Origin of the sequence: Tenacibaculum sp. 190130A14a, assembly GCF_964048965.1 — a bacterium.
GTDB classification, from domain to species: Bacteria; Bacteroidota; Bacteroidia; order Flavobacteriales; family Flavobacteriaceae; genus Polaribacter; species Polaribacter polynesiense.
The window spans coordinates 884,502-898,323 of the sequence record NZ_OZ040189.1 but is presented as its reverse complement, the minus strand read 5'-3'; the positions used below and the strand labels follow the sequence as shown (position 1 = coordinate 898,323).

Below are 13,822 nucleotides of genomic sequence, written 5' to 3'. Positions count from 1 at the left end.
ATTTACATTTGAGGTGTTCAAATAATACAACTAAAAAACTAGTAAAATGGCTCATAATATAAAAGCTGGTGTTGCCACTGGAAAAGAGGTTCAAGAAATTTTTAAACTGGCTAAAGAAAAGAAATTTGCTTTACCAGCAGTAAATGTAGTTGGATCAAATACGATTAATACAGTTCTAGAAGCTGCCAAAGAATTAAACTCACCTGTTATTATTCAATTTTCTAATGGAGGAGCACAATTCAATGCAGGGAAAGGATTATCTAATGAAGATCAAAAAGCTGCAATTGCTGGCGCTGTGGCAGGAGCTAAACACGTACATTTAATGGCAGAAGCATATGGTGTACCTGTTATTTTACATACCGATCATGCTGCTAAAAAGTTGTTGCCTTGGATTGATGGTTTATTAGATGCTAGTGAAAAACATTTTGCTGAAACTGGTAAGCCACTATATAGTTCTCACATGATTGATTTAAGTGAAGAACCATTAGAAGAAAACATTGAAATTTGTAAAGAATATTTAGCTCGTATGAGTAAAATGGGAATGACTTTAGAAATTGAATTAGGTATTACAGGAGGTGAAGAAGATGGAGTTGATAATTCTGATGTTGACGTATCTAAATTATACACACAACCAGAGGAAGTAGCCTATGCATACGAAGAACTAATGAAAGTTAGTGATCAATTTACAGTAGCAGCTGCCTTTGGAAATGTACATGGTGTATACAAACCAGGAAATGTAAAATTAACTCCGAAAATCTTAAAGAACTCTCAAGAATTTATTTCTGAAAAATACAATGTTCCTCATAATACTATTGACTTTGTATTTCACGGAGGTTCTGGTTCTACCTTAGAAGAAATTAGAGAAGCGATCGATTACGGAGTGATAAAAATGAACATTGATACTGATTTACAATTTGCATTTACAGAAGGAGTTCGTGATTATATGGGAGCTAAAAAAGATTATTTAGCTACACAAATTGGAAACCCTGAAGGAGATGATGTACCAAATAAAAAATATTATGACCCTCGTAAATGGTTACGTGAAGGGGAACAAACATTTAAAACTCGTTTGAAAAAAGCTTTTGAAGATTTAAACAACGTAAACACACTTTAATCTTCAAAAAATCAACACATTAAAGCATCTATATAAACTATAGATGCTTTTTTTATGACCGAAAAAACTAAAGTTCACAAAAAACTTTTACATTTGTAGCCAACTCTTTTTTAAAAACTAGAGAGTTATCTGAACAAACAACAATAATACAGACTAAACTATGGCTTGGTTTAAACGTAAAGATAAAGGGATTCAAACCCCTACAGAAGAAAAGAAAGATACTCCAAAAGGCTTGTGGTATAAAACCCCAAGTGGAAAAATAATAGATACAGATGAATTAAAGAAAAACTTATATGTTAGTCCAGAAGATGGATACCATGTACGTATAGGTAGTAATGAATACTTCGAGTTATTCTTTGACAACAATGAGTTTGAGGAGTTAAATGCTAAAATGCAGTCTAAAGACCCTTTAAAATTTGAGGACACTAAAAAATATCCAGATAGATTAAAACAAGTACAGAAAAAAACAGGATTAAAAGATGCTGTTAGAACTGCTGTGGGTAAATCTATAGGTAAAGATATTGTTATTGCTTCTATGGATTTTGCTTTTATTGGAGGTTCTATGGGAAGTGTTGTTGGAGAAAAAATTGCACGTGCAATTGATTATTCAATTAAAAACAAACTTCCCTTCTTAATGATTTCTAAATCAGGAGGGGCTCGTATGATGGAAGCTTCTTTATCATTAATGCAGTTAGCAAAAACCTCTGCTAAATTAGCACAATTGGCAGACGCAAAAATTCCATACATCTCTTTATGTACAGATCCAACTACTGGAGGTACAACGGCTTCTTTTGCTATGTTAGGAGATATTAATATTGCAGAACCTAATGCTTTGATAGCATTCGCAGGACCTCGTGTTGTAAAAGATACAACTGGTAAAGACTTACCAGAAGGATTCCAACGTTCGGAATTTTTATTAGAACATGGATTTTTAGATGGAATCTACGAAAGAAAAGACTTAAAAAAACAGGTTAACTTGTATATCGATTTAATACAAAACTTGCCTGTTAGAGCATAAATGAGAAGCCTGCGAAATGCAGGCTTTTTCTTTATATAATGAATATAAAAGAGTATTCAAATCAAAAAAATAATTGTACATTTGCAACTTCAATGAAAAAATCATTGATATACATAAAAATCATTTAAATAATATTGGCATGTATTTAACAAAAGAAGTTAAACAAGAAATTTTCGCAAAACACGGTAAAGGAAACAACGATACCGGTACTGCAGAAGGACAAATCGCTTTGTTCACATTTAGAATCAACCACTTAACTGAACACTTAAAAAGAAATCGTAAAGATTATAACACTGAGCGTTCATTAGTAAAGATGGTAGGTAAGCGTAGAAGTTTATTAGATTACTTAAAGAAAACAGATATCAACAGATATCGTGCGATTATCAAAGAATTAGGAATTAGAAAATAATCCTTACAAAAAGAGGCGGTATCAACCTGCCTCTTTTTTTTTATCAAAAATTTCGTAGTTTAGACTTCGAAAACTCACATAGTGAAGAGTCAAAAGTAACATCCGTCATTATTTGGCATTCCATTGGAACAACAAACAACAACAACTCAGAAAACAAATTAAAAATTTTAGAAAAACATTGTATGATTCCACAAGTATTTACCCAAACAATTGATTTGGGAGATGGAAGAACCATCACATTAGAAACAGGAAAATTAGCAAAGCAAGCTGATGGTTCAGTTGTTGTAAAAATGGGGGACACTATGTTACTTGCTACCGTAGTATCAGCAAGAACTGCAAACCCAGGTATCGACTTTTTACCTTTAACAGTAGATTATAGAGAAAAATTTGCTGCCGCTGGTCGTTACCCAGGAGGTTTTATGAAGCGTGAGGCACGTCCTTCAAACGAAGAGATTTTAACGATGCGTTTAGTAGACCGTGTATTGCGTCCTTTGTTTCCAAAAGATTATCACGCAGAAACTCAAGTTATGATTCAATTAATGTCTCATGACCCAGAAGTTATGCCAGATGCATTAGCTGGTTTAGCAGCGTCTGCAGCAATTCAATTATCAGATATTCCATTTGAAGCTGCTATTTCTGAAGTAAGAGTAGCTAGAGTTAATGGAGAATTCATTGTTAACCCAAGTTACAAGCAATTAGCAGAAGCAGATATGGACCTTATGGTTGGAGCTTCTAAAGATTTTGTTGCAATGGTAGAAGGGGAAATGGATGAAGTTTCTGAAGAAGAAATGGCTGATGCTATTAAAGTAGCACACGAAGCTATTAAAGCCCAGTGTGATGCTCAAGTTGCTTTAGCAGAAGCGTTTGGTAAAAAAGAAATTCGTGAATATGAAACAGAGGAAACTAACGAAGAGTTAGCTCAAAAAATTCACGATGCTGCATATCAAAAATGTTACGACATCGCTAAAAAAGGAACTTCTAAACAAGAAAGAGGTTTAGCTTTTTCGGAAGTAAAAGATGAAGTAATGGAAATGTTTACTGAAGAAGAATTAGAAGAATTCGGAGATTTAGTAGGTAAATATTTTGGTAAAACTCACAAAGCAGCTGTAAGAGATTTAACATTAAATGAAGGATTACGTTTAGATGGACGTAAAACTACAGATATTAGACCTATTTGGTGTGAGGTAGATTATTTACCACGTACTCATGGATCTTCAATCTTTACAAGAGGAGAAACACAAGCCTTAGCTACAGTTACTTTAGGTACTTCTAGAGATGCTAACATGCTTGATTCTCCAACAATTCAAGATGAAGAGCGCTTTTACTTACACTATAACTTCCCTCCATTTTCAACGGGTGAGGCACGTCCTTTAAGAGGTACTTCTCGTCGTGAAATAGGACACGGAAATTTAGCTCAAAGAGCTTTAAAAGGAATGATTCCTGACGATTGTCCATACACAGTTCGTGTTGTTTCTGAAGTATTAGAATCTAATGGTTCTTCTTCAATGGCAACAGTTTGTTCTGGTACAATGGCATTAATGGATGCTGGTGTACAAATGAAGAAGCCAGTTTCTGGTATTGCAATGGGATTAATTTCTGATGGTGAACGTTATGCTGTATTATCTGATATTTTAGGTGATGAAGATCATTTAGGAGATATGGACTTTAAAGTTACTGGTACTGCAGATGGTATTACTGCTTGTCAAATGGATATTAAGATCAAAGGACTATCTTATGAAATCTTAGTAAAAGCATTAAAACAAGCTCGTGATGGTCGTTTACACATCTTAGAAAAATTAACAGACACAATTGATACTCCAAATAAAGACGTTAAAGCACATGCTCCTAAAATGGTTACTGTACGTATTGCAGGAGAGTATATTGGAGCTATGATTGGACCTGGAGGTAAGCACATCCAAGAGTTACAAAAGGAAACAGAAACCACTATTGTAATTAATGAAGATGAAGCTACAGAAGAAGGTATCGTTGAAATTTTAGGAACAAATCAAGAAGGAATAGATAAAGTATTAGCTAGAATTCAAGCAATTACTTTTAAACCAGAAAAAGGAAGTGTATATGAAACTAAAGTTGTAAAAATCTTAGATTTCGGTGCTGTTGTTGAGTACACCGAAGCTCCAGGAAACGAAGTTTTATTACACATCTCTGAATTAGCATGGGAACGTACTAACAATGTTACTGATGTTGTTAAAATGGGAGACATAATCGACGTGAAGTACTTTGGAGTGGATCCGAAGACACGTAAAGAAAAGGTTTCTAGAAAAGCTTTATTACCTCGTCCACCAAGACAAGATAAAAAGCCTAAACCGCAAGAAAACAAAGAAGCATAAATAGAAAAAGCAGCCTAGTTTGGCTGCTTTTTTTTTACCCTAATCTCTCTTAGTTAGTTAAAGAAAATTTTATCTTTTAAAACATAATTCCCCAAAAATGATTAAAAAACTCTCTTTAATTTCAAGAAATTCACAACTATAACAAACCAATTACGGTTTACCCTACTTTTTATTTCATTAAAGTAAACCTAAAACAACTATTTGCTTTTTTATTTCTCTATACAGGTGTTTTTTACTTCCATTTGCCAATCTAAATGGTAATAGAAGTAGCAGTTTCAACAATTTCAAAGTTTCTACAATAGTATATAATTGTTTCATAAGCGTTCCCTTTTAAGTATAACAACTTAAACCATAAAAATCCCACCAGAATCTTCATTTTAATAAAAAGTAAAAATTAAGTTTAGTTTTACCCTAAAAGTTTTTGGAGTTTTACTTTTCTTTGCATTCTCTAATATGAAGATACAACGCATCACATACTTATCGTTAGGAACAAACCAGGGTAACAAACTTAAAAACCTGCAAGACGCTATACATTTAATTGCAGAAAAAGTTGGAATAATTCAACAAATTGCCTCAGTTTACAAAACAGCTTCTTGGGGATTTGATAGTGATGATTTTTACAACACATGTATTAAAGTATCTACTTATTTACCTCCTGAAACTTTGATAAACACCTTGTTATCAATTGAACAGGAATTGGGAAGAACAAGAACGGAAGAAGATGGTTATTCTGATAGAAGTATTGATATTGACATCCTACTTTTTGATGATGAAATTATTTTTTCGAAAAACTTAATCGTTCCGCATCCTAAAATGTTAGAACGTAAGTTTGTTCTCGTTCCATTGGTTGAGATTGCCAGAAACATAATGCACCCTATTAAGAAAAAGCATTTGTTTATTTGCCTTGAAAATTGTGATGACACTTCTGAGATACTAAAAACTAATGAAGCGTTGATAAGACCAGTTCCTATTTCAGAAAAATACAATTACATCGCTATAGAAGGAAATATTGGTGCAGGAAAGACTTCTTTGGCTAATATGCTTTCTGATGATTTTAATGCTAAAATTGTGTTAGAGCGATTTGCTGACAACCCTTTTTTACCAAAATTTTATGATGATAATGAACGATATGCTTTTCCTTTAGAAATGAGTTTTTTAGCAGATCGTTACCAACAATTATCAGATGATTTGGCACAATTTGACTTATTCAAAAACTTTATTGTTTCTGACTATTATATTTTTAAATCTCTCATTTTTGCTCAAGTAACATTACAGGCAGATGAATATGCACTTTATAGAAAAATGTTCGATTTAATGTATAAGGAAATAACTAAACCTGATTTATACGTATATCTGTATCAAAATACTGAAAGGTTATTACAGAACATTAAAAAACGTGGTCGTGATTACGAACAGAATATTGAAGCTAGTTACTTACAAAAGATTCATGATGGATATAGTAACTTTATCAAAACACAACAAAATCTAAATATTTTAATTATTGACGTATCTGAATTAGATTTTGTAAATAACCCACAAGATTATCGATTTATTATAGATAAAATTAACAACCACTCTTCAACGATATAAAAAAAGCCTGCAAATGCAGGCTTTTTTTATTCTATTTTCGAAAAAATTACTTCTTTACAAGCTCTAGTTTTTCAGCAAAATAATCACAAAAATCACGCATGGTAGCGCTCATTTTTTGATCATCTGTAGCTCTTTCAAAAGTATTTGCCATAGAGACTAATGTTTGATGAAAAAATTGCTTCATTTCATCAACTGGCATGTCTTTAGTCCACAAATCCATACGTAATGTATCCTTTTGTTTGTGATCCCACACAGATAACATAATTGCTTTAGAAGCAGCATCTGCTATCCCTCCATCTTCAGCATCCCATGAAATTGTTTCTGGTACTCTATTTTCGTCTAATCCTACTTTAAATTTTATTTCAGACTCATGTACAATTGCCATTACTTTCTTGGTTTATATTTAGATTTTTTAAAAATTTCTTCTGCATTCAACTGCATTAATTCATGCAAAGATACATCATTATTCTTCATAAAAGCACGTACAATTTGCCATCCCATCCACACACCTACCCTACCAGGTGTTTCACTATCACTTTCTAAATAAAACTTAGAAAATGGGGCTATATCTAAAAAACGTTTATTCAATTTAGAATCGGTACTGTACAATAAATCTTTCTCAATAAAATAACGCCAAACACCTTCTTCATTTTCCAAAATCCAATGATATTTATTCTCTGCATACCCTATTTTTTCACGATCACTTTCATTAGGTAAATACATATCTAGCACGTACATTTTCTTCCCTTCAGCAATCATTTTTTCAATGAATGTTCTTTTTGAATTCGGTTTGATTTGCTTTTCAATAATTGCATTAGCAACGTCTACAATAATATGCTCTTTAGTATTGTTAGTTTTAACATACAACGGATAATCACCATAAAACTCATGTTCCTTTCCTAAATACACATCTAAAGAAATTGTCAAATAATCACCTATATAAATTACTCTATTATTATAATCTATATTAGATAATGTAGTAATTACAACGGGCTCTTTAAAGTTAGGATTGTAATACTTTATATGTCTAAATAATATATTTAACTGTTTCTCTAAAGAAGAAATATCTCTATAGATCTTTTGAGTTTCTTTAAACAACTCTTGCTCATCCGCATTTTTAATCTTGTTCACCCAAACACTATCAACATCATGAGGAAAAAACAAAGGGTATTTACTTTTTAACTCAGGAAGTGTTTTTTCTGAAGCATTATAAAAATCTACTTCAAATCTAGCCACCTTTGTTTCTACTGCTATATTTGAAACATCTACCTTCTTTTTATCTTCTTCTTTGCATGAAACAAGTAGTGTAAGGAGTAAAAAACTCCACAAAATTTTTCGCATATTCTTTAGTATATTAGCCTAATAAATTAAAAACGTCTAAATTATTAAATTAGTTTAAAATGAATACACCAAAAGTAGTAGAACATATTGTAAAATGGTTAAAAGACTATGCTGAAAACGCAAAAGTCAATGGATTTGTAGTTGGTGTTTCTGGAGGAATAGACTCAGCCGTTACCTCAACCCTTTGTGCTAAAACAGGATTACCAACCTTATGTGTTGAATTACCAATTCATCAAGCAGAAAGTCAAGTTAATAGAGCTAATGAACATATTAAACAATTAAAAGAACGTTTTAGTAATGTAGAGGAAGTTGAAGTAAACTTAACTAGTACATTTGAAGATTTTAAGGTGGTAGTACCTAATGTAGAATCATCACCTAAAGTAGACTTAGCTTTAGCCAATACTCGTGCTCGCTTACGCATGACAACATTATACTATTTTGCTGGCTTAAAAGGTTTGTTAGTAGCAGGAACAGGTAATAAAGTAGAAGATTTTGGCGTAGGGTTTTTTACTAAATATGGTGATGGTGGTGTAGATTTAAGTCCTATTGCAGATTTGGTAAAATCTGAAGTATATGACATTGCTAAATATTTAGAAGTTCCTCAATCCATTCAACAAGCGCAACCAACAGATGGTTTGTTTGGTGATAGCAGAACGGATGAAGATCAAATAGGCGCTTCTTACGATGAATTAGAGTGGGCAATGCAAATGCAAGACCAAGGTAAAACTACCAAAGATTTTGAAGGTCGTAAACTAGAAGTATATAAAATATACACCCGTTTAAACCGAATAAATCAACATAAAATGATTCCTATACCTGTATGTGAAATACCTAAAGAGTTAAAGTAAATTAACCGACATCATAGCACGCTTTATCTTTTGATAGGCGTGTTTTTTTTGCCCGTTTGTTATCTCAAAAGGTAACAAAATAAGTAGTTTGATCAGCTCCAAAATTTGCAGCAATTTTCTCATAATTTAATAGTCTTTCTTGTTCTTTTCGACCCCTAAATTACGAAAAAGTCACAAAACATATTAAAAAAGTATAATATTTTACCTTTTCTTAATATGAAAACATGTTCCATAAACACCTTAAATTATGTTATTTACCCTTAAAAACCTGTTGCTTTCTAGCTTAAAAAAATAGTACTTTTCACAGGGTTAAACCCTTTATATTATTTGTAGATTTTAAAAATTAAATCACACGATTCAATTTTTCAAAAATTCGTCTTTTTAAATTAGTATAGTTCGATATTTCTTCTAAATCAGGTAACGAATTATTGGTTTTTACATCTTCTAAAATTCCAACTATTTTCTTCTCTATTAAAACACGTCGTAAGTTTAAAATAGCATCTGTCACTAATTTAGGAAGAATCTTTACCGTCTCAGTTACGGTTACTTCTTTTCTTGACCAATCACTTAAAAAATACTTTTCTTCATCCATTAAAATAGTAGTCACCATATTTGCAACTTCATTATCAACATGAGTAATTAATTTATCTATCGCTATTTTTTCTTGCTGATTTAATTGATGAATTAATTCAAAGTAGATTTTCTTAAAAACTTCATTGGTAAACTCTATTTCATCTTCCTGTAAATTCAAATAAAGCTCTTTGGAAATTTGATTAGTATAAATTTCCTTTTCCAATTCTATCCTACCATTTTTGCCTTCAATTTCAATCCAATCAATAAAATCTATTTCTTCGTTTCCGTACAACAGTAAAATTCTAATAATTTCTTTTTCTAAAAGAAACAAAGAATCAACTTTTGGAGGTCCTTGCTTTTGATTTTTTACTAAAGCCATCCCTCTCGATCCCGATTGATTTCCTCCAGAAGCTACTTGAGTATCTGCTCCTGAGTTTTGCTGATTAAAAGTACTTGTTTGCTTTTTGGTATTTCCTTTACTAATTAGTTGGGCCAATTCACTAAACAAAACTTGCTCAGAAATATCCATAATTCGAGCACATTCTTGTACATATACTTCACGTTGAATTCCATCAGGAATTTTCGAAATACTCGTTACAATATCTCTAATTAAGCCCGCTTTTTTAACAGGATCATTCTTAGCATCTTTCATTAACAAAGACACTTTAAACTCTATAAAATCTTGCGATTTGTCTTCTAAATACTGTTTTAACTCAGCAGTTGAATGAGCTTTGGCAAAACTATCAGGATCTTCTCCTTCAGGAAAAGTTACTACCCTAACATTCATTCCTTGCTCCAGTATTAAATCAATTCCTCTTAAAGAAGCTCTAATTCCGGCTGCATCACCATCAAACAGTACGGTAATATTCTTTGTTAAACGATTAACTAATCGTATTTGATCAGGAGTTAATGCGGTTCCTGAAGAAGCGACTACATTCTCTATTCCTGATTGATGAAAAGAAATAACATCTGTATAACCTTCTACTAAAAAGCAATTATCTTGTTTAGCAATATCCTTTTTAGCTTGGTATAATCCGTAAAGTATTTTACTTTTATGGTAAATATCACTCTCTGGAGAGTTTAAATATTTTGCCGCTTTTTTATCGTTAGTTAAAATACGCCCTCCAAAACCAAGTATTCTTCCAGACATTGAGTGAATTGGAAACATCACTCTTCCTTTAAATCGATCGAACTTCTTTACTTCTGCCCCACCTTCTTTTACAATGGTTAATCCTGTAGCTTTTAAATACTTTAAATCATATCCCTTCTTTAGAGCTGCATTTGTAAAATTATCCCACTCATCTTTACAATATCCTAAATCAAACTTCTCTATGGTTTCTTCTCGAAATCCACGCTCTTTAAAATAAGACAACCCAATAGCTCTTCCTTGTTGGGTATTTAATAATACATCATGAAAATAGTCTTTGGCAAATTTAGACACCAAAAACATACTCTCTCTCTCATTCATTTGCTCCTTTTGCTCATCTGACTGCTCGGTTTCTTCTATTTCAATATTGTATTTCTTTGCTAGCCATCGAATTGCTTCTGGATAAGAAAAGTGCTCATGCTCCATCAAAAATGAAATTGCATTCCCTCCTTTTCCTGTACTAAAATCTTTCCAAATTTGCTTTACTGGAGAAACTACAAAAGAAGGCGTTTTTTCATCTGTAAAAGGACTCAATCCCTTAAAATTACTTCCAGCTTTTTTTAATTGTACAAATTCACCAATCACCTCTTCTACTCGAGAAGCTTCAAAAACTTTATCTATGGTCTGTTGGGTTATCATCTACAATTAAAATTTGGCTGACAAAGGTACTACTTTGAATTTGCTAGCAAAAACACATTTTAGAATTATATAACATACGTTATTTGGTAAAAACATATAAATATATAAATTTGGCACAAATTCCCTTATATATGAAATTTTTCACTTTAGTAACATTAACCTCTCTATTATCGTTAAGCTTATCTGCGCAAGAAACTATTAAAATTCCTGATATTGGTTTAGAAGAAGCTTTGATTGCCTTAAACTTCGACTCAAATGGTTTAACGGGCGATATTTTAGTTAGTGATGTAAAGTACATCGTAAACTTGAATATCAACAATGCTGTTGATAATAAAAAATTACCAAATGTTAATTCTAAGATAAAAGATTTAACTGGTATTGAACACTTCCCTAATTTAACCCGTCTAGATTGTAGCGGTAATGCAATTAGAAAAATCAATCTTACAAAAAGTACCAAACTTACTTTTTTAAATTGTAGTGATAATAAAATTGAAACTTTAGACTTAAGTAACAGTCCTGAATTATTTTCAATTAGTTGTGATTATAATAAGTTAACCTCTCTAAAACTTGGAAACAAGCCTGTATTAAGAGATTTGTACTGTAACAATAACTATTTAGAAACTCTAGACATAACTGGTTGTACAGCCATGAAAAATCTTGACGCAAGCAGCAATAGAATGGGAAATATTCTCATTGACAAAGAAGTGTATGATAGGTTATCTGAGGGATGGTATAAAGACGGTAATGCAAAATTTAAGGAAAGTACGGGGAATACAATTGTAAAGAGGTTACCTATAGAAACTGTAAAAGCTGATGATTCTGTAAGCACTCCACAAACGAAGACTCAAAACGTTCCTTCAACAAAAGTTACCGCAAAAACTACGGCAACACCTGCTACTGAATCGACTGCAAATTATTATGAAAAGTTCCAAAAATCAGTTGTTGCAGAGTACGATAAATTAGCATTGTCTCCTGATTACTTAGAGAGCAAAAAGATTATTTTACAACAAAAATACGACATTGCTCCTAGTAAATTAGATGAGTGGATTACCAAGTATGCCAATTTGAATAAAACAAATAATGCGATAAATCCAGAAAAAAACTCTTCTATTTTTCATTCTAAGTTTAAAAAATCAACTGTGGAAGAATATGAAAGGTTAGTTTTAAATGAGACGTATTTGCAAAGTAAAAAAGAAGAAATACAGAAAAAATACGGTATCAAAGGAAGTGATTTTAATAAATGGATTGAGTTATTGGGTAATAGCGCTCTTAAAGCAAAAAAAGAAATTCCTATTGAAAATGCTGCTAGTCATTACGAAAAGTTTAAAAAATCTGTAGTAAACGAATATGAAAACTTAGTCTTGAATTCAGACCACTTTAAAACAATTAAAGTACAAATTCAGAAAAAGTATAATATCACTCCAACACAACTTAATGAATGGATTCGTAAAAGAAGTACTCTTAAAATGTAATAAATATTATAACATTAAGAATAAAAAAACACCTTAGATAATCTAAGGTATTTTTTTATGTATAAATCTAATTTTTTTACTCTTAAGAAGCTGCTTTCAGTTTTGTTAAAGCTGTCTTTGTTAACTTATTCTCAGCATATTCTTTATCTACAACAAACTCCTTATCTTCACTACTTGGCAACTCGAACATTGCATCTGTTAAGATGGCCTCACACAACGAACGTAAACCACGCGCTCCTAATTTATACTCTACAGCTTTATCTACTATAAATTGTAATGCTTCCTCTGTCATTGAAAAATCCACATCATCCATAGTAAACAGCTTTGTATATTGTTTAATTATAGAATTCTTAGGCTCTGTTAAAATAGCTCTTAACGTTTTTGCGTCTAAAGGATTCATATAACTTAACACTGGTAATCTACCAATAATCTCAGGTATTAAACCAAAACTCTTTAAGTCAGAAGGAATAATGTATTGCAATAAGTTTTCTTGATCAATTTTATCTTCTTCAACCGATGCACTATACCCAACTGCTTGCATATTTAATCGGTTACTAATAATCTTATCAATCCCCGAGAAAGCTCCTCCTGCAATAAATAAAATATCTTTAGTATTTACTTCAATAAACTTTTGTTCTGGATGCTTACGCCCTCCTTTAGGAGCTACATTTACTACCGCTCCCTCTAACAATTTTAAAAGTGCTTGTTGCACTCCTTCTCCAGATACATCTCTTGTTATTGATGGGTTATCTCCTTTACGAGCAATTTTATCTATTTCATCAATAAATACAATTCCCCTTTCTGCTTTTTCTACATCATAATCTGCAGCTTGTAACAACCTACTTAAAATACTCTCTACATCTTCTCCAACATAACCTGCTTGCGTTAAAACCGTAGCATCAACAATAGAAAAGGGTACATTTAACATTCTTGCAATTGTTCTTGCCACTAATGTTTTCCCTGTTCCTGTTTCTCCTACTAAAACAATATTCGACTTTTCTATCTCTACCTCATTTTCATCATCTTTGGTTTGCAATAACCTTTTGTAGTGATTGTAAACAGCAACAGACATTGCTTTTTTGGTTTGGTTTTGCCCAATAATATATTCATCTAAAAAAGCTTTAATTTCTTTCGGCTTTTTTAAGATTAAATCGCTTGACAAATCACTAGTTTTTGCTTCTGCAATCTCCTCCTCTACAATACCATGAGCTTGCTCTATACATTTATCACAAATATGAGCATCTAAACCTGCTATTAATAAATCTGTTTCTGGTTTTTTACGACCACAAAACGAACATTGTAAGTTTTCTTCTTTCGACATTA

General features: G+C 31.9%; 12 protein-coding genes. 7 read left to right on the top strand and 5 right to left on the bottom strand.

Annotation, left to right across the window (positions count from 1 at the left end; genetic code table 11):
* Nucleotides 1-46 precede the first annotated feature (46 nt).
* From fbaA to ABNT22_RS04340, 4 genes are all read left to right on the top strand, one after another.
* Nucleotides 47-1,114, top strand: a complete 1,068-nt coding sequence (fbaA, locus tag ABNT22_RS04355) for a class II fructose-bisphosphate aldolase (protein WP_348714435.1) — start codon at nt 47-49, stop codon at nt 1,112-1,114.
* Nucleotides 1,115-1,274: 160 nt separating this feature from the next.
* Nucleotides 1,275-2,132 (top strand): acetyl-CoA carboxylase, carboxyltransferase subunit beta, encoded by an 858-nt coding sequence (gene accD / locus ABNT22_RS04350; protein ID WP_348714433.1) that lies wholly within the window; start codon nt 1,275-1,277, stop codon nt 2,130-2,132.
* Between the two features lie 139 nt (nt 2,133-2,271).
* Nucleotides 2,272-2,541, top strand: coding sequence for a 30S ribosomal protein S15 (gene rpsO / locus ABNT22_RS04345; protein WP_299109057.1), 270 nt, complete (start codon nt 2,272-2,274; stop codon nt 2,539-2,541).
* Nucleotides 2,542-2,723: 182 nt separating this feature from the next.
* Nucleotides 2,724-4,889 (top strand): polyribonucleotide nucleotidyltransferase, encoded by a 2,166-nt coding sequence (locus ABNT22_RS04340; protein ID WP_348714431.1) that lies wholly within the window; start codon nt 2,724-2,726, stop codon nt 4,887-4,889.
* 177 nt (nt 4,890-5,066) lie between these two features.
* Here ABNT22_RS04340 and ABNT22_RS04335 read toward each other — a convergent pair whose 3' ends face one another.
* Nucleotides 5,067-5,207, bottom strand: a complete 141-nt coding sequence (locus ABNT22_RS04335; RefSeq protein ID WP_348714430.1) for a hypothetical protein — start codon at nt 5,205-5,207, stop codon at nt 5,067-5,069.
* A 135-nt stretch (nt 5,208-5,342) separates the two neighbouring features.
* Between ABNT22_RS04335 and folK the strand changes: the two genes are divergently transcribed.
* A complete protein-coding gene (gene folK, locus ABNT22_RS04330) occupies nt 5,343-6,479 on the top strand; it encodes a 2-amino-4-hydroxy-6-hydroxymethyldihydropteridine diphosphokinase (protein WP_348714429.1) in 1,137 nt (378 codons plus the stop codon).
* A gap of 46 nt (nt 6,480-6,525) precedes the next feature.
* Here the strand turns inward: folK and gldC are convergent, their stop codons facing one another.
* Together gldC and gldB are read right to left on the bottom strand one after the other, a co-directional pair.
* Nucleotides 6,526-6,864, bottom strand: coding sequence for a gliding motility protein GldC (gene gldC, locus ABNT22_RS04325; protein WP_348714426.1), 339 nt, complete (start codon nt 6,862-6,864; stop codon nt 6,526-6,528).
* A complete protein-coding gene (gldB, locus tag ABNT22_RS04320; protein WP_348714424.1) occupies nt 6,864-7,820 on the bottom strand; it encodes a gliding motility lipoprotein GldB in 957 nt (318 codons plus the stop codon). Before gldB ends, gldC begins: the two co-directional genes overlap by 1 nt.
* 59 nt (nt 7,821-7,879) lie before the next feature.
* On the opposite strand from gldB, the gene nadE reads away from it, so the two are divergent.
* Entirely contained in the window at nt 7,880-8,668 is a 789-nt protein-coding gene (gene nadE / locus ABNT22_RS04315) for an NAD(+) synthase (protein ID WP_348714422.1), read from the top strand.
* A 343-nt stretch (nt 8,669-9,011) separates the two neighbouring features.
* On the opposite strand, the gene dnaG is transcribed toward nadE, so the two are convergent.
* Nucleotides 9,012-11,027 carry a DNA primase gene (gene dnaG / locus ABNT22_RS04310; protein WP_348714420.1) on the bottom strand — a complete coding sequence of 672 codons (2,016 nt, stop codon included), beginning with the start codon at nt 11,025-11,027 and terminating at the stop codon, nt 9,012-9,014.
* A gap of 131 nt (nt 11,028-11,158) precedes the next feature.
* On the opposite strand from dnaG, the gene ABNT22_RS04305 reads away from it, so the two are divergent.
* Nucleotides 11,159-12,499 (top strand): hypothetical protein, encoded by a 1,341-nt coding sequence (locus ABNT22_RS04305; protein ID WP_348714417.1) that lies wholly within the window; start codon nt 11,159-11,161, stop codon nt 12,497-12,499.
* Between the two features lie 82 nt (nt 12,500-12,581).
* Here the strand turns inward: ABNT22_RS04305 and clpX are convergent, their stop codons facing one another.
* Complete coding sequence (gene clpX / locus ABNT22_RS04300; RefSeq protein ID WP_348714414.1) at nt 12,582-13,820, bottom strand: ATP-dependent Clp protease ATP-binding subunit ClpX; 1,239 nt, start codon at nt 13,818-13,820, stop codon at nt 12,582-12,584.
* Nucleotides 13,821-13,822: the final 2 nt, after the last annotated feature.

Excerpts from the sequence above, each read along its gene's own strand:
- fbaA (WP_348714435.1), top strand. The coding sequence starts at position 47 with ATGGCTCATAATATAAAAGCTGGTGTTGCCACTGGAAAAGAGGTTCAA.
- accD (WP_348714433.1), top strand. The coding sequence starts at position 1,275 with ATGGCTTGGTTTAAACGTAAAGATAAAGGGATTCAAACCCCTACAGAA.
- rpsO (WP_299109057.1), top strand. The coding sequence starts at position 2,272 with ATGTATTTAACAAAAGAAGTTAAACAAGAAATTTTCGCAAAACACGGT.
- ABNT22_RS04340 (WP_348714431.1), top strand. The coding sequence starts at position 2,724 with ATGATTCCACAAGTATTTACCCAAACAATTGATTTGGGAGATGGAAGA.
- ABNT22_RS04335 (WP_348714430.1), bottom strand. The coding sequence starts at position 5,207 with ATGAAACAATTATATACTATTGTAGAAACTTTGAAATTGTTGAAACTG.
- folK (WP_348714429.1), top strand. The coding sequence starts at position 5,343 with ATGAAGATACAACGCATCACATACTTATCGTTAGGAACAAACCAGGGT.
- gldC (WP_348714426.1), bottom strand. The coding sequence starts at position 6,864 with ATGGCAATTGTACATGAGTCTGAAATAAAATTTAAAGTAGGATTAGAC.
- gldB (WP_348714424.1), bottom strand. The coding sequence starts at position 7,820 with ATGCGAAAAATTTTGTGGAGTTTTTTACTCCTTACACTACTTGTTTCA.
- nadE (WP_348714422.1), top strand. The coding sequence starts at position 7,880 with ATGAATACACCAAAAGTAGTAGAACATATTGTAAAATGGTTAAAAGAC.
- dnaG (WP_348714420.1), bottom strand. The coding sequence starts at position 11,027 with ATGATAACCCAACAGACCATAGATAAAGTTTTTGAAGCTTCTCGAGTA.
- ABNT22_RS04305 (WP_348714417.1), top strand. The coding sequence starts at position 11,159 with ATGAAATTTTTCACTTTAGTAACATTAACCTCTCTATTATCGTTAAGC.
- clpX (WP_348714414.1), bottom strand. The coding sequence starts at position 13,820 with ATGTCGAAAGAAGAAAACTTACAATGTTCGTTTTGTGGTCGTAAAAAA.